Origin of the sequence: Philodulcilactobacillus myokonensis (genome assembly GCF_027923585.1) — a bacterium.
Lineage (GTDB): Bacteria > Bacillota > Bacilli > Lactobacillales > Lactobacillaceae > Philodulcilactobacillus > Philodulcilactobacillus myokonensis.
In genome coordinates, this window is the sequence record NZ_BRPL01000002.1 from 828,690 (window position 1) to 849,120 (window position 20,431).

A 20,431-nucleotide genomic window follows, 5' to 3' on the forward strand; every position below is an offset into this window, starting at 1 on the left:
CCTCAATCAATTTAAATTAATTTTAAGTTTTATAATTCTTAAATCTACCATATAATATTGCAGTTTTTTTAACGTGTCAATAATTAAAATCTTCTAAAACGTCTTGAGGTTTAGAAACAGGTTTCGCACCAGCAGCAATTAATTCATTACAACCAACTGAACATAAACTTGTGATTGGTCCCGGAATGGCCATTACATTCCGATTGTTTTGAAGTGCTAAATTAGCTGTAATCAAGCTTCCTGAGCGATGCTTGGCTTCAACTACCAAAATACTATCAATTAATCCAGCTAAAATTCGATTCCGCTCAGGAAAATGATACCTAGCTACTCCCGTTCCCAATGGATACTCACTTATTAATAGATGATGCTTGCCAATATAATTTTGAAGATTTTGATTTTGAATTGGATAATATTGATCCAAGCCCGTTCCAATCACGGCAATTGTATTGCCACCATAAGAAATTGCACATTGATGACTTAAACAATCGACACCGCGAGCTAGTCCCGAAACAATACAAATTTTTTTCTTAATCACTGAAGGTAAAATCAGTCTCAAAGCATCAATCGAATAGCTAGTATTTTGCCGCGATCCAACAACTGATAGTAGTCTCTGGTGTACCAATTCAAAATTTCCTGAATAAAATAAAATATTCGGCGGCAAATAACTTTCCTTTAATCTTTCCGGATAATGCGGATTTAAAATTGAAATCCATTTTGTCTGGGATTGATTCCGATTCATTTCATCTAATAACCGCCTGCTTTTAAAATCATTTTTAAAAATAATTTGAAAACGATGATTAATTTGAGCAATTTTAATAATCAATCCAGGATTAATCCGTTTAAAATCGCTTTTAGAATGTGTTAACCATTGGTAAAATCGATTTTCGCCGTGGATTCCAATCCCCTTACATAATCTTAATTTTAAAAGTAATTGTTCAAGTTCCATCCCTAATCAGCTCCTTTAGGGATACTTCCGTAAAATTTCTTAAATTATTTTAAAAGATTACATATTGGAGCAAAAGTTTTACGATGAATCGGCGTAATGCCATATTTTTTGATTGCATCTAAATGTTCCTTCGTCCCATAACCAGCATTATGCTGAAAATCATATTCAGGATATTTTTTCCCATATTGACACATCAATTGATCACGATAGACCTTAGCAATAATACTAGCAGCAGCAACACTAATACTTCTAGCATCCCCTTTAACAATACTTAATTGTGGAATATTGGAATTAATTTTCATTGCATCAACAATTAATTGATTAGGGGTAATTGTTAATCCCTCAACAGATTTTTTCATCGCAATTAAATCTGCTTGGTATATATTAACCTGATCAATTAATTGATTAGATGAAACAGCAATTTTATAATCCAACGCTTTCGCCTTAATTAAAGGTGCTAATTTTAATCTTTTCTTAGGTGATAATTGTTTTGAATCATTAACCTGATATAAATTAAAATTGTGTGGCAAAATAACTGCACATGTAACAACGGGGCCAGCAAGTGGTCCACGTCCAACTTCATCAACCCCTGCAACGTTACTTTTCCCTTCATCCCAAAAGTGCTTTTCAAATTTAAATCGTTTTTTAAATTCTAATTTAACCTGATTCATTTTTAAGATTTGGTTTCTACGGCGTTTAATAACCTGTTGAACACCCTTCCTAGGATCATTTTGATACTTAGTAAAAGTATCATCAGATAATTGATTAATTGTAGAAAAAAGGGTTTTGATTTCTTTAATTGTCATTATCTAGCCCCGATTTAGCAATTGATAATTCATCAAGCGTAAAATTACCGAGTTTGCCACGCCTTGCATCTAAAATTATTCGCATTGATCCACGATTAAAGTCTTGTAGCATTCCTGCATTTTTAGTGATTTTCATTAGAAGATCAACCCGACTTAATTTTAAGTCATCACCAGTGAGTCGGTAACGTTTGGCTAAATTCTGTTCGGCATGATTTCTAAAGAAATCAATTGCAAATAGAGCAACATCATCTTTAGGATACAAATTATCTTTAATTGCTCCAGTTAATGCCAATTTATATGCAATCGATTCATTTTGAAAACGTGGCCATAAAATTCCGGGTGTATCCAATAATTCTAGGTTGCGGCTAGATTTTAACCATTGTTGCCCCTTAGTAATCCCCGGTCGATTACCTACCTGGGCTGCTCTTCTCTTAATAATCTGATTCAATAACGTTGACTTTCCAACATTTGGAACCCCAACGCAAATTGCACGAATTGTTTTATTTGCAATTCCCTTGGCGTGATCACTATTAATTTTACTTTTTAAAATTTGTTGAGCAATTTTAGTAATTTGATTCGAAGTTAGATTATTTTTTGAATCAACAGAAGTTGCGGCATAACCGTGCAATCGAAACCAACGTACCCATGATTGAGTCATTTCAGTGTCTGCTAAGTCAGCTTTGGTTAAGATTAATAAATGGGGTTTCCCCCGCCCAATTTTCCTAATTTCTGGATTAATTGAGCTATATGGGCATCTTGCATCAACGAGCTCAAAAATAATATCAGCTAAATGAACATTATTCTGAAATTGATGAAGTGCTTTTGCCATATGGCCTGGAAACCATTGAATATTAGATGAAATTGAAAAAACCTCCTTAAAAATTAAATTGCGTCTAAATATTCGTGCCAAGCATCATCAAAAATGGTCATGGTAGGGATATAATCAGCATTTTCTTCTAAATATTTTGAAATTTCATCAAAATTAGTTGACTGCTTTGGAAACGACATATCAAAAAACGCATTGTTGGCAAATTGTGCAATTGGATCGTAACTTCCAGGGTTTCTTTTTGTCATTAAAAATCGAAAAAAACTAGGTTGTTCCAATTTAATTCCTCCTTTAATTAATTTGATTTAGGAATTAAAATTTTAAAATCAAAATTACCATTGCCTGACATATCAATCTTTTTAGCTTGGTATGAAATTCCATGATAATTATTAATTTGGTTCAAGTCCAATATAACCTGTGCATTATGTCCATCTAATCCGACCCACTTTGGGATCCGATAATGTTTTGCAACGTATGAGATTACAAACTTAGGTGGTAATTTTAGAGCTCCCATTTGTAGATGATCAGCAATTAATTTAACGTTCCCGTTTGGTAAAAGATACGGCTTGAGACTCAAAATATAACCAATCTGATTATTTAAGACATTAATATTACCATACACATAGGCTTCATTTCCAACAACAAAATGATAATTAATCCTAGAATTATGTTTTGTTTTTTGAATTCGATTTAAATAATAATTTGATAATGCATTAACTTGTTTTTTATTCAATTGAATATCAACGGGTTCTTTATTTTTAGCAATTACCCGCCTGGATTCAATTTTTGAAATATCATTAGAATCAGACGAATGAATTTGAGCAAATAAATATCCACCTAATCCAATGATTAAAATTAATAACAGTACAAATAACCATTTAAAAATATTTAAATTTTTTTGTTTTTTCATGATTATCAGATTTCCTTAGTACCAAAATTGGCTTGATTTAATTGCATCATGAAGCTTATTTGTCATGAAACGGTATCCTTTATCATTGGGATGAAAATGATCCTTAGGCGACAAATCTTGATTTAACTCACCATTACTGCTGTGCATCAAATCCATTAATTTTAATAAATTATTGCCATTAGCAGCATTTTTAGACATTAACTTCTTACGACTACTATTTGTCTGATACTGACCATAAGATAAATTATTAATATCTACAAAATACATTTTTTTAAATTGTTTTAAACTGTTGCGCGTCGTTTGATTCCACCGATCTACCGATGAATTAATTGAAGTCACATTTGGAAAATAAACATAAAATGGGTTATAAATTCCAAAAATATAAACGTTAGCATGGTGGTTATTGGAACGAACCCGTTTTAATAACCGGATTAAATTATGTTGATATGCATTCATATTCCGATTAAAATCTTGATTAAATTCATGGTGATTATCAAAAACGCTTGATTCTAATGTCTGCAGTAAATCATTACCGCCAGCTGTAATCACAATTATATTAGCTTTTTTTAAATGAGATTTAATATTTGCATGTTTCACTAATCTTCGATCAATTTGATTGCTCTTTTGTCCAGCAATTCCATAATTATAAGTTTTCACTTTAGTATTACCTTGATTAGATAATTGGTTTGCAATCATCGGAACATAGCCACCATGATGAGTTTGATCACCAATTCCCTGAGTTAATGAATCGCCTAATGAAACAATTGATATTCTTTTTGGAATGATTCTTTGATGATGGATTTTAAACGGGTGTGAAGCATAAACAATTCCGAAAACAACAATAATAAATAAAATTAAACTAGTAAGTATTTTTAAACTTTTTTTCATTAAATAACGCTTCCAATAGTAATCATACTTTTAAATTATTATAGCATAACCAGGGTAATTAACGAGAATAAAAAATAGCCACAGTTAGTGACTAGAATTCAAATTAACTACCATTTATTTATCAGGACAATTATAATACATCAATGCAAAAGCACCAATTCCAGCATGTGTTGCTATAATTGGAACCGTTTCCCGCATTAAAACATGTGAATTAGGAATTATCTCTTGAATTTTATTTTTAACTTCATCATCCAATTTGGTCTCTCCAACATAAGAAATCCCAATTTTTTGAATGTGTGGTGTTGATTTCATCTTAGGAAAAATTTTCTTATTAAAGAAATTTCGAATTGATTTTTCACCACGGCCTTTTGAAAGAATCTTAAAATGACCATTTTTTAAACTTAAAACAATTTTAATATTCAATAAACTTGTAATCATCCCAGCAACCGCGTTTAAGCGTCCGCCTTTGACTAAATTCTTCAAATTTAAAACTCCCATGAATAATTCCGTATGATCCTGAACATATTTAACATGGTTAACAATTGTTTTAACATCAGCACCCTGTGATGCTAGATGACATGCTTCTAAAACTTGAAAAGCAAGTGCCCGGTCGGTTGTTTTACTATCAACAACTGTAACATCAGTCGAACTTAAATTGGCAGCATTTTGAGCTGTTTTATAAGTTCCGCTAAGCTTACTATAAATATTGATTGAAATTACAGAACTGCCATCCTTACCTAGTTGATTAAAGGTATCAAGAAACTTTCCCAATGGTGGTTGACTTGTTTTAGGAAGATTCTTGGCATTTTTCATCTTTTGATAAAATTCATCATTAGAAATAGTTTCACGTTCAACATAAGTTGTTCCATCAATTACAACGGATAATGGAACAATTGCAATATGATATTTTTTAATTTCTTCATCCGTTAAACCGGCCGTTGAATCAGTTGCAATTCGAATTTTATTACTCATTTTATCAGCAACTCTTTTCCTAGATAAATTATTATTTATTTTACGAAATGATCAAAGCGATATGAATAATGATTTTTACCATCTGGTTGATATTTTTTACTTTCGACTAGCTTAAATTGATGATAATTAATTGTTGGCATGTATGTATCACCACTAAAATCGGCATCAATAAAGGTTTTATAAAGTTCATCGACATAAGGTAATATCAATTTAAAAATATCTGATCCGCCAATCACATCAATCTGCTCATCTTTATGTTCATTGGCATATTTTAAAAATGATGACAATTGATGAAAAACTAACACATTCCTTGGGACTTTAAAATTTGGGTTCCTTGTAATAACTAAATTTTTACGACGTGGCAAAGGATGCCCACCAAAGCTATCATAAGTTTTCCTACCAGCTAAAATTGAATGGCCCGTAGTAATTTCTTTAAAATGGTGCATATCAGCAGGAAGATGCCACGGCAAGTGATGATGATATCCAATCACGTGGTTTCTTCCTTCAGCCCATACAAATGCAATCATTAAATAACATCCCTTCCTAAACAGCTACTGGAGCTTTAATGGCTGGATAATGATGATAATTAACTACTTTAATATCATATACATCATAATCAAAAATACTCTTTTTATCAGGGTTTAACCATAATTTAGGAGCATCTTTAGGTGTTCTTTGTAATTGTTCTTTGACTTGTTTAATATGATTAGAATAAATATGAGCATCACCTAAAGTATGAACAAATACACCTGGTTTCAAACCGACTTCCTTAGCAATTAATGAGGTTAACAATGCGTAACTAGCAATATTAAATGGAACCCCTAAGAAAATATCACCACTTCTTTGGTAAAGCTGGCAACTTAATTTGCCATCATTAACATAAAATTGGAATAGCGTATGACATGGTGGTAATGCCATTGAAGGAACATCTTCAGGATTCCAAGCCGAAACAATTAACCTTCTTGAAAATGGTGTTTTTTTAATTTTACTAATTACATTTTTAATTTGATCAATATGGCCACCAGTGGTTGTTTTCCAATTACGCCACTGTTTTCCATAAACTGAACCTAAATCACCAAATTTTTTAGCAAAAGCATCATCATCCAAAATTTGTTGACAAAATTGACGTTTTTCAGATTGATAAATTTTATTAAATTGAGGGTCTTTAAGATGACGATGTCCAAAATCGGTCATATCCGGTCCGTGATATTCGTCAGAATCGACATATTTTTTAAATGCCCATTCATCCCAAATATGATTCTTATGCTGCAACAAGAAACGGATATTAGTATCCCCGTGTAAGAACCATAATAGTTCGCTTTTAATTAAGCCAAACGGAACTTTTTTAGTCGTAAGTAATGGAAATCCCTTACTTAAATCAAAACGCATCTGATAACCAAAAGTACTAATTGTCCCTGTCCCAGTTCGATCTGCTTTTTTATGACCATGTTCTAAAACATAGCGTTCCAAATTTAAATATGCATCTTCTAGCATCATTTATCCCCCAATTTTAATTTTCTGTAAATTGACTTAAATATTCCCAACGCTTCATTTTTTGATCAGATTCGGATTGAACCTTAGATAGTTGTTTTTGAAGCTTAGCTAATTTAGGAAAATCGTTACTATTTTGAGCCATATTTTTCTCAATATCCTGCTTTTTATGATCCAATTGATCGATGTCTTTTTCAATTTTTTGATATTCAATCGATTCGGCATAGGTCAGTTTAACTTTTTGTTTTGGTTTTTGATCATTATTCTGTTTAGAATGTTTCTGCTTTCCATGATTAACATGCTGAGACTGTTGTTTCCGATGGGCTAAAAATTCAGTAAAACGTTCAACATGATTTTCAATCTTGCCATTCCCATCAAAAATTAAGAGTCGATCAGCAACTTTATCCAAGAAATATCGATCATGAGATACCGTGATGACCGTGCCATTAAAATGTTGAATATAATCTTCTAAAACGGTTAATGTACTAATATCTAAATCATTGGTTGGTTCATCAAGCAATAAAACATTTGGTTGCTGCATCAATAATTTCAAAAGATAAAGCCGTCTTCTTTCACCGCCAGAAAGTTTCCGAATCAAAGTTCCGTGCATAAAACGTGGAAATAAGAACCGTTCCAATAGTTCTGAAACGCTGATTTTATTTCCAGCATCATCAGTAACATTTTCACCGACTTCTTTTAAATAACTAATAACCCGCTTATCTTCTGGAATCGGTTCCGTCTGTTGTGTATAATACGCTATTTTAACGGTTTCGCCAACGGTTATGATGCCTGAATCAAGTGGAATTCTTTGGGCAATAACGTTCAGTAAACTAGTTTTACCAGCACCATTTTCACCGCTAATCCCAATTCTTTCGCCACCTTGAACCAACAAATTAAAGTCTTTTAAAATAACATGTTGTCCTAGTGAAAGATTACCGTGCTTAATCTGAATAACTTTTTTGCCTAAACGTTGCTGGCCTAACGAAATATCAACTTTTTTATGTTGATTAGATTGTTTTACATCATTCTTTAGTTTATAAAAGCGATTGATTCGAGCCTGTTGCTTGGTGGAACGGGCCTTCGCACCTGCATGCATCCAATTTAATTCCTGCTTATATAATCTTTGCTGTTTATGATGCATATTTTGTGCTTGATCAATTCGATCAGCTTTTTCTTTAACGTAATCCTTATAATTACCCTGGTAATAATAAAGTTTTCCAAAAGATAATTCCCAAATATTATTGACAACTTGATCTAAAAAATAACGATCATGGGTAACCAGAATTAGTGCACCTTTGTAATTCGATAAGTACTTTTGGAGCCATTCAACGGATTCTAGATCTAAATGGTTAGTTGGTTCATCCAATAATAGTAAATCTGGTGATTGGATTAAGACCTGTGCTAACCCGACCCTTCTTTTTTGTCCCCCTGACAATGTTGAAACGGATTGTTCCATATCAGTGATTTTTAACTGGGTTAAAATTGTTTTAACATCACTATCAGCGTTCCAAGCATCATCTTCATTCATTTTAGCTTCGGCATTCAGATACTGACGTTCGATTTTTTTATCTTCTGGATGTTTGGAATACATACCTAATGCATGTTCATATTGACGAATTGTCTTAAAAATGTCTTGACTTCCAGCTAACGCTGCATCTAAAACATTTAAGTTTTCATCTAATTTTGGATGCTGTTCTAAATAACCAATCGAATATGTTTTAGAGGTAATGATATTTCCAGAGAAATCATGATCAATTCCTGATAAAACATTTAATAAAGAACTTTTTCCACTGCCATTAGTTCCAATTAATCCGATTCGATCATGTTCATTAATGATGAAACTAAGGTTTGAAAAAAGACTTTTTTCACCGTAATTTTTATTTAAATCTTCTACACGTAATGTTTGCATTATGTTAAACACTCCGAACTTATTTATTCATTCCACTCATTTTCTGTGCTAATTGTATTAATTTTGCTTTATCATTAGCAACTTTGCCATTTATCACATTACTTTCAATTGTGTTTAAAACTTTACCCAACATTGGACCTGGTTTTAAAATATGATCTTTAATTAAAATTTTACCATTAATTTTCAATTGATTCCTAGATGTAATTGGTAAGGATTGATAATCATCTTTAATTTGTTGATGACTCATTCCAAATCCAAGCATGTCAGCAATATGATTAGCATCACACAGGGCATCATAACCAACTTTAAACATTGTCATTGCATCAAGTTGATTAGATTTCATCCGATTTAGAGCTAAAATAATTAGATTAACATTTCGGATCACTTCATTAGATGATTTCCATGCTTTTAAGAGTTGATTAATCTGTTTTTTACGATCATCAAACATGTAAGCAATCAATGCCCAAACTTGATCTTCATTATCTAATTTTAAATTAGGAATTGAAAGAATTTGATTTAGGTCATGAAAATAACGATTAAACACCGGAACAAATTGATATAAATTTGTTTTAAGCATTTGTAATAAACCAACTTTAGGTGCTTGACCCAACATCATTTTAACAAATTCAGAATGAATTCTTTCAACCGCAATTTTCTTCAATAACGGGCTATGTTTCTTAATTGCTGCTAATGTTTTAGGTTCAATTCTAAAATTAAGTTTACTTGCAAATCGAACCGCGCGCATCATTCTTAATGCATCCTCGTTAAACCGTTGGTTCGGATCCCCAACGGCTCGAATTAGACGTTTTTTGATGTCATCCATTCCATGAAATAAATCAGTAACATCACCATTTTCCCTCATTGCAAAGGCATTAATGGTAAAATCGCGACGTTTCAAATCCTCACTCAATGACCGAACAAAAGTAACATGGTCGGGACGACGGTAATCTTGGTATCCTGATTCAGTTCTAAAGGTTGTGATTTCATAACCCCGACCGTGATATAAAACCATAACGGTTCCATGTTCAATTCCCGTATCAACGGTCCGATGAAATAAAGATTTAATTTCCTGTGGGTATGCACTTGATGCAATATCGACATCATGAATATGATCACCTAAAATTGTATCCCTTACACTACCACCAACAAAATAAGCTTGAAAACCAGCCTGTTCAACTCTTTGTAAAACTGGTCTTGCTTGAGTAAAATCTTTTGGCAAATGTTTTAATCTCATATCAAGACCTCCGTTTGTTTTTGATTTGGTTTTGTTTTATAATTAGTTAAAGTAACAAATAACAAGTAACAAAAGGATGAAAAAAATGACGACTAATCAATACCCATATCAAAAAAATTTTGAATTATATTTAAACCAGCAACATTTAGCGCAAATCACAATTGATGAATATAGTAATACAATGGCCGATTTATTTAATTATTTATCTAATTTTAATGTTGGATATCAAAGAAATCATCATGTTAACCAATTATTCGATCGTGACATTGAACAATACATGCAAATGTTAGTTATTAAAAGAAAAATTACTAACACTACTTATAATAAAATTTTATCTCACATTAATAATTATTTTAAGTATTTATTTACCCATCAATTCACTGATAAATTACCAACATTGAATTTAAAAGGTAAGAATCGAAAAAAGCCGGAAAGAATTACAATTAAATGGATCACTAACCTACAAACAATTTTAGAAGATTCAAATATTCATCCTTACACCAAGTTAACTTTATTATTAATTAGTAAAGGATATAGTGTTAAAGAATTTCTTCAACCTAAATTTTACCACGAATTAAAGCTAACTAAATGGAATCAGTACGAAGAAAAGTTCTTGAATCAATTTAAAAACTTTATTATCCCCATTCAGCAAAAACAAAATTCTAGAGATATTTTTTTAAAACAGCGTTTTTCAAATGATCCCCATATTACATTGCCTGGTCTTCATAAATATCTTAAACCCGATGCCGAATATTTAGGAATTAGCCTCAGTCCAAGTAAATTATTTCAAAGCTATATTATATACTTCATTTTGCATCATCCGAAGTTTGATCATAATCAATTATCATCAAAATTAAATTTAGATGCAACTTCAGTGATTTATTATCAGCATTTAGCTGAAAAATTCATGTAAATATTAATGATACTCGTTCAACATTTCAATCATTTCTTGGTCCGTTGGAACTAAATGAACGTACTGCTTTAATAATTTTTTAGTTTCTTTGGGCTTTCCTGCTTCCCTAAAGAATAAAGCTGCTTGTTTCAGAAAATTAGAATTATCAAAGAAGAATGGTTCGGCGCTTTGGTAATAATCACTTGCTAATTGATAATCATCAGTATTTTGGTATGAAATTGCCAAATTCCAGTAAATTTGTGGATCCAAATCATTAGTTTGAACATACTGATTTAAGAAATGAATATTATCCTGATAACGCTTCTGGTCTAACAATAAATTAGAATATTTTAAAGCAATTGAAATATCATCAGGTGCAATATCATGTGCTCTAATAAAATACTTTTCAGCCTGTTTTTGAAGATTTAATTTCAAAGAAACATCCGCTGCTTTAACCCATAGTTTTTCATTATACTGATCAACACCTAAACCTTCTTGATAAACCTTTAAGGCATCATCATTATGATGCTGCTTTTCTAACGCTTCACCTAAATATGGATAAAGTGTTGCATATTGAGAATCAGTATTTCTAAGATCTTTAAAAACTGTTTCGGCATTTTCATAGTCATGCAACTGCAAGTAAGTAAACGCCAATTCAAATTTAATATTAGAACTCATCTGTGCTGGTTTAATTTGCTTTAGATAACCAATTGCATGGTCAAATTGACCAGCATTTGCATACGCCATTCCAATCCGCTCCACCAAATTAACGGACGAATAATTCAAAATTCCCTTTTTTAATAAATTAATGTAAAGCGGAATCGATTTAGTAAAATCACCACTGCCATAATATAATTCAGCAAGGGCAAACACAATTACATTTTCACCAGGTGCAATCTGATGGGCCTCAATTAATTTTTGCTTACTGATCTCAGGCAATCCCTGGGTTTGATAAAGATCAGCTGCCACCATTAACGATTTTACGTATGCTGGTGACGTTTTCTTAACCTGACTCAAGTAGTTTAAAGCTAAATCATTTTTACCATCACCGATAGCAATATCTGCTAAATTCGTTCTAATTTCATCTTCATCAGGATATTTCTTTAATAAATGTAAATAAATTTTTTTAGATCGGTCAGTAATCCCGTATCCATATAGTTCTTCAGCTAATGAATATAAATAGTCATCATTGTCTTCATGGAGTGCTAATGAATAATTCTTCTTAAAATTTTTCATATCGCCCTTTTTAAGTGCATCCAGTGCTAACTTAGAATAGATCAAATTTACACTTCCTTTATATTTATATTTTATCAAAATTATAATGAATATAAAAAAAGCCAGTCCGACTACTTAACGTAGCCGTCCTGGCGTTTTGTTTTAAAAGGAAACTATTTAACAGCATCCTTTAAAGCTTTACCTGGTTTAAATGCAGGTACTTTGCTTGCAGGAATTTGAATTTCTGCACCAGTTTGTGGGTTTCTGCCCTTACGAGCTGCACGATGACGAACTTCGAAACTACCGAAACCGATTAATTGAACCTTTTCACCGGAAGCTAATTTTGATTGAATTGAATCAAAAACAGTGTTTACAGCAGCGGTAGCATCCTTTTTAGTCAAACCAGTTTTAGTAGCAACATCACTTACTAATTCTGCCTTGTTTGCCATGGATTTTCACCTCCAAACAATTAGTAGGCATCAATAAATACCATTACTTAATTAAAAGTATCACACGAACGCCTACATTTCAACAATTTATTAACTTTTTATTTAAAAAAATTACTTTCGGCTTCTTGTAATTAATTTTAATGGAGTTCCTGTGAAGTCAAAACTCTTTCTAAATTGATTTTCTAAATAACGTTGGTAAGAAAAATGCATTAGCGTTGGATCATTGACAAAAATCACGATGGTTGGCGGAGCAGATGCAACCTGGGTCGCATAATATATTCTCAAACGTTTGGTGCCAGAAGTTGGCGTAGGTGTCATGGAAATTGCATCCATCATGACATCATTTAAATTAGATGAAGTGATTCGCTTTTCATGATTATGATAAACTTTGTCAATTAACTTTGGAAGTTGATTCAACCTCTGTTTAGTTAAAGCTGAAACAAAAATAATGGGTGCATATGTTAAATATTTAAATTGATACCTAATTGCCCCTTCAAAATTTCTTTGAGTAGCACTTGTTTTATCAACTTGATCCCATTTATTAACGACAATGATAATTCCTTTTCCGGCTTCATGGGCATAACCAGCAATTTTTTTATCTTGCTCTCTAATTCCCTCATCAGCATTTAAAACAACTAAAACAACATCACTATCATCAATTGAACGCATCGCCCTTAAAACACTATATTTTTCGGTATTTTCATATACTTTACCGCGTTTTCTTAATCCAGCAGTATCAATAATTGTATATTTTTGATGATGATCAACAAAATGGGTGTTGGTTGCATCTCTAGTTGTTCCCGCTTTTTTAGATACAATCACTCGTTTTTCACCTAAAATAGCATTAACTAATGAAGACTTTCCAACATTTGGCCGTCCAATTAAACTAAATTTGATTCCATCATTAACATTATCATGGTGATCCTCAGGTAAAACTTTAATTACTTGGTCTAATAAATCACCTAATCCTTTTCCGTGGGCTCCAGAAATGGGATATGGATCACCTAATCCAAGTGAATAAAAATCATATATATCACTTTGCTGCTTTAAATTATCAATTTTATTAACAGCAACAATTACCGGTTTATTAGAATGGTATAAAATTCTAGCAATATGGTCATCACCATCCGTGACACCTTCCTTACCATTCACCATCAAAATAATTACGTCGGCCTCATCAATCGCAACTTCAGCTTGAGCAGTAATTTGTTTTACAAAGGGAGCATTGCTAATCTCGATTCCTCCCGTATCAATTAAACTAAACTTATGATCAAGCCAATCAGCATGAGCATAAATTCGATCACGCGTAACACCGGGAGTATCTTCTACAATTGAAATTCTTTGACCCACGATTCGATTAAAAATTGTTGATTTTCCAACATTAGGATGACCAACAATTGCAACAACGGGTTGACTCATTTTAAACCCTCACTTTCTTTTTACGAATCTGAAAGATATAAATCCTATTTATTATAGCATATTTAATTTTATCAAAATAAAAAATGTCCTTCTGATAAAACGAAGGGCATTTTTGAAATTAATTATAATAAGAACTCGGAATTAATTATTTGTTGTTTTTATTATTCTTATTTTCTTCTTTTTTTAATTCGTTACCAACGATATCACCTAAAGTAAATCCATTTTCTTCAGTTGGTGCATTGGTTTTAGAATTATCGTTAACATTATGCCTAGGTGCTTTATTATTACCATCGTTACGATCAGGTTCAGGTTCTAAAGCACGCATTGATAATGATAGACGATGATTTTCAGGTTGAACATCTAATACTTTAACTTTAACTTCTTGACCAACTTTTAATACATCACTTGGGGTATTAACATGTTGATGTGAAATTTGTGAAATATGAAGTAAACCTTCAACACCAGGAATAACTTCAACAAATGCACCAAAGTCTACTAAGCGTTTTACAGTACCAGTAACAATACTGCCCTTTGGAGCTTTTTCTTCAATACTATCCCATGGTTCAGGTTCTAAAGCCTTCATTGATAATGAGATTCGACCACGATCTTGATCAATTGACATAACCTTAACTTTAACTTCTTGACCTACTTTTAATACATCAGAAGGCTTATCGACATGAGCATAAGAAATTTGTGAAATATGAACAAGTCCATCAATTCCGCCAAGATCAATAAAGGCACCAAAATTAGTTAAACGGGCAACTTTTCCTTCAACGGTGTCACCTTCACTAATATTACTCATAACCTTATCCCTTGCTGCTTTTCTGTCTTCTTCGACAATTGCACGGTGAGATAAAATCAAGCGATTCTTTTCAGGTACAACTTCAATAATCTTACATTCTAATGTTTGACCTTTAAATTGGTTCAAGTCTCTAACAAAATGATCAGTAATCATAGATGCAGGAATAAATCCACGAACGCCAGCATCAACAACTAATCCACCACGAACGGCACGTGATACAGGAACTTTGATTGTTTCTTTAGCATCAGCCTTAGCTTGAATTTCATCCCAGGCTTTACGTGATTGAACACGACGAATTGAAAGAACGTAACTACCGCCTTCCTTATCGCCACCAATTTTAGTAACAACCAAGACCTTGATCTTATCGCCAACTTTAAAAGCATCATTAATATTGTTAATTGGTTTAGATGAAAGTTCCCTTGGAGGTACAACTCCTTCAACACCAGAATCTTCAATGCCGACAATTAATTGTTTATTATCATCAATTGCTAATACTTCAGCATTAACAACATCACCAACATTTACTTTTTTAACGCTATTCAGAGCGTTCATTAATTCCTTGTTTTTATTTCCATCAGTTTCACTCATCCAACATTTCCTCCTTGCGACAACTAACTCTAATTGTTATTGTAGCTTAAATAAAATCTAAATTCCAGTTATTAGATTATGATAATTATAACTTTTGATCAATAATTGTTGAAATTTTATTAACAACTTGTTCAACAGACATTGAGCTAGTGTCAATTTTAATTGCGTCTTTTGCCATTCTTAATGGTGAAATTTTTCGATGGGAATCTTTATAATCACGATTACTAATTTCTTTTTCTAATTGATCCAAAGAAATATTAATCCCCATATTCTGATTATCTTTTAGCCTTCGTTTAGCACGTTCTAAAACGCTGGCAACTAAATAAATTTTAACCTGAGCATTTGGAAGAACGGTGGTTCCAATATCTCTTCCATCCATAACAATTCCACCATTATTTGCAATTTTCTGCTGTTTTTTTACTAAATTACTTCTAACATCTTTAATTGCAGCAACAGCTGAAACTGAGTTAGTAATTTCTTCATTTCTGATCGTTTCAGTAACATTTTTACCATTTAAAAATACTTGTTGACCACCAGGAATGGTTTTAAAGTCAATCACAGTATGTTGTAGCAAATCAACGATTGACTGCTCATTATCCAAATCAATTTGATTGTTAATTGCATTTAAAGTAACTGCCCGATACATTGCGCCTGTATCACAATAAATGTAAGCAAATTTTTTAGCAATCAACTTAGCGACGGTACTTTTACCGGAAGATGCTGGACCATCAATTGCAATTTGTATTTTTTTATTATTCATCATAATCCTCCTAAATTTATTTAACTCTTAGTCTTTCTCCAGGATGAATTGAACTAGTCGAAGATAGGTGATTTAATTGCATTAATTGTTGCATTGATATCCCAGCATTTTCAGCAACACGATAAATTCCTTGACCGGAACCAACGGTTGCATATTCACCATTAGTTGAACTAGAATTTTGTTTATTACTATTATCATTACTGCTAGAATCATTGCTATTATGACTAGTATTGGAAGTTTTTACAGACGTATCTGAAGCACTGTTTGCATTTTCACTCACATTAGTCGAATAATGCTTTACCGTTTTTTTTGAATTACTACTACTCTTTTTGCTGATATTTTTAGCATCATTCTCATCATTTCGATGCTTTTTTAAATCTGCTTTTGATGACACTGATGAGGGATGTGATTGAGCAACACTGCTGCCCCTGCTATTAGAAATATTTTTAGCAATCCCAAAAAATAACGATACGAGTGCAATCACGATAATAATTGAAACTAGAATCACAGTAATTAAATTATTATGATGATTTTCACGATTTAATTTAACCCTTGATAAATGTCCATCATGATTGCGGGCACTATTAAAAGTTTGATCCCAAGGTTTATTATGATCAAGCTTATTATCATTATGGTTCAATTTAACAACCTCCTAAATAACATGTTCCTATTCTAACATTAAAAATATGATTTTTTACCAATTATTTTATGTAAAATAAACGGTTAATAATTTGATGCCAATTGAAATCATAAATTGATTTCCTATCTTTATGATTTTTAAATAAACCTAACCGCTTTAAATCAATATGATTACAATTCCAATCACAACATTTATAATCATGAGAAGGCACTTGTTCATTAAAGTATCGAAGTAATATTCTCCTTCGGCACCCATTTGTAGAAGCATAATGCAAAACAAGCCTTAAATTTTTCTGCCGCTCTATTTTACGACATTTAAATAAATTTAATAATTGTTGAATAGAAAAGCGATGCTTCGTATAATATTTTAATAACCGTTCCCAATTTTCATTTGATCCGGCGACTGATTTGGGATTTAGATAATAAGCATGAATGAAGTCACTATTTGGCAAACTATTAATTGTTAAATCATAGGGAATTTGTTCGTCACCATCACAATATAAAATAATCGCAATACTTTGCTTGCCATCCCTTCCAGCACGACCAATTTCTTGGGAATATGATTCTAAATCACCAGGTAAATGATAATGAATAACATATCTAATATTATTCTTATCGACGCCCATTCCAAAAGCACTGGTAGCACAAATAACATCAATTTGATTATTCATAAATTGATGTTGAATTTTATACCTGGTTTCATCATTTAATCCAGAATGATAAGCAGCTGATTTAACATGACAATCATTTTGAATCATCATCGCAATTTGATCTGCTTTCTTTCGACTAGAAAAATATATGATTCCAGGTGTTTTCAATTCAGTGACTAATTTTTTAAGAATTCGATTTTTATCTTGAATATCATTTGCTAATTTTGCAGATAAATATATATTAGGACGATTAATTGGATAAACCATTGATTTAATGGGGTGAAAATTATCGAAGTTCATTTTATTAATAATATCTTTTCTTAATCTTTCAGAAGCGGTTGCCGTTAATAACAAAGTCAAAGGATAATTCATTTTCTTCAAAATTGATCCTAGATTTAGATAGGACGGTCTAAAATCCGGTCCCCATTGTGATATACAATGAGCTTCATCAATTACTACCAGACCCCAATTAATTTGCATTATTTTTTGCATCACTTTCGGTTTAGAAAACATTTCAGGTGAAATATAAATATAATTAAATTGATTTAAATGATTTAAATCGTATTCTTTTTCCTGAAATCCAATTAAAGAGCTAATCGCTGCTACTTTCTTTTCACCCAAATATTTTAATCGTTGGACCTGATCCTGCATCAAAGATAATAATGGTGACACTATTAATACTGGTCGGTGAGAAACTAAACCATACAATTGATAAATTAACGTCTTTCCAGCACCAGTCGGTAAAACGGCCAAAACATTACGATGATTCAATAGTTGATTCAAAACTGATTCTTGACCTAATTTAAAATGATCAAAATGAAAATGAATTTTTAAAGCATGATTCAACATGACATGATAATTATTCATCACAATTTACTCCTAAAAATTTGATAAAGTCTGAAATAAAAGAAATCGATTGAATGCCCGTTAAGCGATCGATAATCCCAATCATCAATTGCCCCAGAATAAGTCGATGCTAAGCGGTTCATCATTTGATGATTTAAAAAATGGTGAAACGGGAATTTATGCTTGGGGGTACAAATTGCTACTTCCAAAATATGTTCTTGAACCGTTGACATTTTAATATGTCGTTTTTTTTCAACCATATCTAAAGATTCTTGCTCTGATAATTGAAATGTTTTAATAGCACTGTCACTTGCTAAATTTCTTTTTAATCCATTTAATATCCCCATCATCATTGGATCATTATCTTTTATAATTAAATGAATCATGGCACAAAAAAGATCAAAATTCATCATTTTGATTTCAAAAACAGATTTTTTTAAAGCTAATGATTGTTGGAGATAAGTTTGCCCCGCTTCATCGTGACCCACAAAAGTACTAGCCATTTGCCAAGCAACTTGGGTTGGTAATTGATTTAACAGCGATTCAATTAAATGTTTAATTTTAGGAATTAATTGATGATGTTTATAAGTGTGAAACCATCTTTTTACCATCATGGCATCCTTAAAATCAATTTGAAGTGGATAATATTTTACATTGTGAAAACTAAATTCAGATATAATTTGGACAATTAATAAAAAACGGGCGCGAAATCTCTTCACATTGTATTGAAAATTAGCGTTTAACGATTTAGGTGCATAGTAATTAGCTCTAATTTTATTTTGTTCTAATAAACCGGTTTGAGTTAATAAATATTGATTTTTAAAAGTTGGCTTTAAAAGATTCAATCCTAATAATTGTTTTAAGCTATCATGATCTTCATTTAAATCTAATGATTTAAACATCCCAAGTTGATCTAAAATTCCATAACGCATTCCCCAAAACAAAGTTGAAACGGTTTTTCTACCGGTCAGTATATTTTCAATCACTCTAATACGCCGGGGCTGCTTTTGATTAAAGAATAATAACAAAGAATTTGAATCCAACAGTATCACCCATTTTTAAGTTGTTTTTTAGCCATTTCTTTTAATTTATCAACTTCAAATTTCTTCAATGGACGCCATTGTCCAGCCCTTAATTTATGAAGGGTTAAAAAGCCATATGAAATCCGCTTTAATTTGGTTACTGGATGGTCAATTGCTTTAAAAATATTTTTAACTTCATGATTTTTTCCTTCATGAAGGGTTACATTAATAATTGAAGTATCTGTTTTAGAATTAATTTGAACTAATTTAGAATGATCAACCGTTGTCTTGTTACCATTAACAATTACTCCAGTTCGAAGTTTCTTAAAATCATCATTTGATAAAACGCCCTTTACCCTCGCAACGTATGTTTTACTAACTTCATATCTTGGGTGGGTCAAAAGATTATCAAAATCACCATCATTAGTCAATAAAAGAACTCCTGATGTGTCATAATCAAGTCGACCGACTGGATAAATTCTTTCAGAAACATCTGAAAAGAAATCAACAACGGTCTTTCTGTTTTTATTGTCAGATACAGATGATATTACTTGTCTTGGTTTATAAAAAAGAAAATAAACTGGTTCTTCTTTATCAAGTGGAACATCATCCACTTCAATTTCATCTTTATGCGGATTAACCTTTGTTCCTAAAGTTGTTATCGTTTTGCCATTCACTTTAACACGGCCACTTTGAATAATTTTTTCTGATTTACGTCTTGAAGCGATGCCATCATGCGCCATTACTTTTTGAAGTCTTTCAGCCATTATTATCACTTCCGTTTTTTAATTTTGGATGTTTACGATTCCATTGATTACATAATCGGGCTGTTCTAATCGTCCCAATCATCATTTTGTTCGGATACATTTTGTTAACCTCATTTAAAATTGCATTAATATTATTAGGATTCTTATTAATTGGATTTAAAACAATGCGTCGAATTAAAACATTATGTTGAAATTCTTCAATGGCAACTAAGCCACCCCAATTATTCGATTGATCCTTCCATAAATATAATGAACGGTTGTCACCATCATGATACCATTTCATTTCATCTTCCAGATGATTAATAAATTGCATCGTTGGTAAAAGTGAGAGCATATCCATAACTATTTTTTTATATTTATTTTGATATTTAAAAAGCATTGAAAATCACTTCCAATTAAA

22 protein-coding genes are annotated in these 20,431 nt (G+C 31.8%); 1 reads left to right on the forward strand and 21 read right to left on the reverse strand.

Annotated features, from left to right (window positions below; translation table 11 throughout):
* Positions 1-76: 76 nt before the first annotated feature.
* The 11 genes from dprA to WR164_RS04435 all read right to left on the reverse strand — a co-directional run bounded on the left by dprA (position 77) and on the right by WR164_RS04435 (position 9,982).
* On the reverse strand, positions 77-946 hold the full coding sequence (gene dprA / locus WR164_RS04385) for a DNA-processing protein DprA (RefSeq protein WP_286136336.1): 870 nt from the start codon (positions 944-946) through the stop codon (positions 77-79).
* 44 nt (positions 947-990) lie between these two features.
* On the reverse strand, positions 991-1,752 hold the full coding sequence (gene rnhB, locus WR164_RS04390) for a ribonuclease HII (protein ID WP_286136337.1): 762 nt from the start codon (positions 1,750-1,752) through the stop codon (positions 991-993).
* The gene (ylqF, locus tag WR164_RS04395; RefSeq protein WP_286136902.1) at positions 1,742-2,614 is read right to left on the reverse strand and encodes a ribosome biogenesis GTPase YlqF; all 873 of its coding nucleotides are present in this window, start codon (positions 2,612-2,614) and stop codon (positions 1,742-1,744) included. The genes rnhB and ylqF overlap by 11 nt, the downstream gene beginning before the upstream one ends.
* Before the next feature lie 20 nt (positions 2,615-2,634).
* Positions 2,635-2,856: a YozE family protein gene (locus WR164_RS04400; RefSeq protein WP_286136338.1), complete on the reverse strand. Its 222-nt coding sequence runs from the start codon at positions 2,854-2,856 to the stop codon at positions 2,635-2,637.
* Positions 2,857-2,873: 17 nt separating this feature from the next.
* On the reverse strand, positions 2,874-3,488 hold the full coding sequence (locus WR164_RS04405) for a YpmS family protein (RefSeq protein WP_286136339.1): 615 nt from the start codon (positions 3,486-3,488) through the stop codon (positions 2,874-2,876).
* Positions 3,489-3,503: 15 nt separating this feature from the next.
* On the reverse strand, positions 3,504-4,376 hold the full coding sequence (locus WR164_RS04410; protein WP_286136340.1) for an SGNH/GDSL hydrolase family protein: 873 nt from the start codon (positions 4,374-4,376) through the stop codon (positions 3,504-3,506).
* Positions 4,377-4,490: 114 nt separating this feature from the next.
* A complete protein-coding gene (gene fakB, locus WR164_RS04415; protein ID WP_286136341.1) occupies positions 4,491-5,348 on the reverse strand; it encodes a DegV family protein in 858 nt (285 codons plus the stop codon).
* Positions 5,349-5,383: 35 nt separating this feature from the next.
* Positions 5,384-5,875, reverse strand: a complete 492-nt coding sequence (locus tag WR164_RS04420) for a dihydrofolate reductase (RefSeq protein ID WP_286136343.1) — start codon at positions 5,873-5,875, stop codon at positions 5,384-5,386.
* Between the two features lie 16 nt (positions 5,876-5,891).
* On the reverse strand, positions 5,892-6,842 hold the full coding sequence (locus WR164_RS04425; RefSeq protein WP_373876895.1) for a thymidylate synthase: 951 nt from the start codon (positions 6,840-6,842) through the stop codon (positions 5,892-5,894).
* A 16-nt stretch (positions 6,843-6,858) separates the two neighbouring features.
* Positions 6,859-8,748 (reverse strand): ABC-F family ATP-binding cassette domain-containing protein, encoded by a 1,890-nt coding sequence (locus WR164_RS04430; protein ID WP_286136345.1) that lies wholly within the window; start codon positions 8,746-8,748, stop codon positions 6,859-6,861.
* Between the two features lie 19 nt (positions 8,749-8,767).
* Positions 8,768-9,982 carry a CCA tRNA nucleotidyltransferase gene (locus tag WR164_RS04435; RefSeq protein ID WP_286136346.1) on the reverse strand — a complete coding sequence of 405 codons (1,215 nt, stop codon included), beginning with the start codon at positions 9,980-9,982 and terminating at the stop codon, positions 8,768-8,770.
* A gap of 85 nt (positions 9,983-10,067) precedes the next feature.
* Here WR164_RS04435 and WR164_RS04440 point away from each other — a divergent pair, with 85 nt between their 5' ends.
* On the forward strand, positions 10,068-10,895 hold the full coding sequence (locus WR164_RS04440) for a phage integrase N-terminal SAM-like domain-containing protein (RefSeq protein WP_286136347.1): 828 nt from the start codon (positions 10,068-10,070) through the stop codon (positions 10,893-10,895).
* 3 nt (positions 10,896-10,898) lie between these two features.
* Here WR164_RS04440 and WR164_RS04445 read toward each other — a convergent pair whose 3' ends face one another.
* The 10 genes from WR164_RS04445 to WR164_RS04490 form a co-directional block, all read right to left on the reverse strand.
* Entirely contained in the window at positions 10,899-12,155 is a 1,257-nt protein-coding gene (locus tag WR164_RS04445; RefSeq protein ID WP_286136348.1) for a tetratricopeptide repeat protein, read from the reverse strand.
* Positions 12,156-12,262: 107 nt separating this feature from the next.
* On the reverse strand, positions 12,263-12,538 hold the full coding sequence (hbs, locus tag WR164_RS04450) for a non-specific DNA-binding protein Hbs (protein WP_286136349.1): 276 nt from the start codon (positions 12,536-12,538) through the stop codon (positions 12,263-12,265).
* A 111-nt stretch (positions 12,539-12,649) separates the two neighbouring features.
* On the reverse strand, positions 12,650-13,957 hold the full coding sequence (gene der / locus WR164_RS04455; protein WP_286136350.1) for a ribosome biogenesis GTPase Der: 1,308 nt from the start codon (positions 13,955-13,957) through the stop codon (positions 12,650-12,652).
* Between the two features lie 145 nt (positions 13,958-14,102).
* Positions 14,103-15,347: a 30S ribosomal protein S1 gene (rpsA, locus tag WR164_RS04460; protein ID WP_286136351.1), complete on the reverse strand. Its 1,245-nt coding sequence runs from the start codon at positions 15,345-15,347 to the stop codon at positions 14,103-14,105.
* A gap of 85 nt (positions 15,348-15,432) precedes the next feature.
* Positions 15,433-16,107, reverse strand: a complete 675-nt coding sequence (gene cmk / locus WR164_RS04465; RefSeq protein WP_286136352.1) for a (d)CMP kinase — start codon at positions 16,105-16,107, stop codon at positions 15,433-15,435.
* A gap of 16 nt (positions 16,108-16,123) precedes the next feature.
* Positions 16,124-16,747, reverse strand: coding sequence for a LysM peptidoglycan-binding domain-containing protein (locus WR164_RS04470; protein WP_286136353.1), 624 nt, complete (start codon positions 16,745-16,747; stop codon positions 16,124-16,126).
* A 61-nt stretch (positions 16,748-16,808) separates the two neighbouring features.
* Positions 16,809-18,263 carry a RecQ family ATP-dependent DNA helicase gene (locus tag WR164_RS04475; protein ID WP_286136354.1) on the reverse strand — a complete coding sequence of 485 codons (1,455 nt, stop codon included), beginning with the start codon at positions 18,261-18,263 and terminating at the stop codon, positions 16,809-16,811.
* On the reverse strand, positions 18,263-19,285 hold the full coding sequence (locus WR164_RS04480) for a YpbB family protein (protein ID WP_286136355.1): 1,023 nt from the start codon (positions 19,283-19,285) through the stop codon (positions 18,263-18,265). Before WR164_RS04480 ends, WR164_RS04475 begins: the two co-directional genes overlap by 1 nt.
* Before the next feature lie 5 nt (positions 19,286-19,290).
* Positions 19,291-20,031: a pseudouridine synthase gene (locus WR164_RS04485; protein WP_286136356.1), complete on the reverse strand. Its 741-nt coding sequence runs from the start codon at positions 20,029-20,031 to the stop codon at positions 19,291-19,293.
* The gene (locus WR164_RS04490; RefSeq protein ID WP_286136357.1) at positions 20,024-20,410 is read right to left on the reverse strand and encodes a riboflavin biosynthesis protein RibT; all 387 of its coding nucleotides are present in this window, start codon (positions 20,408-20,410) and stop codon (positions 20,024-20,026) included. Before WR164_RS04490 ends, WR164_RS04485 begins: the two co-directional genes overlap by 8 nt.
* Between the last annotated feature and the right edge of the window lie 21 nt (positions 20,411-20,431).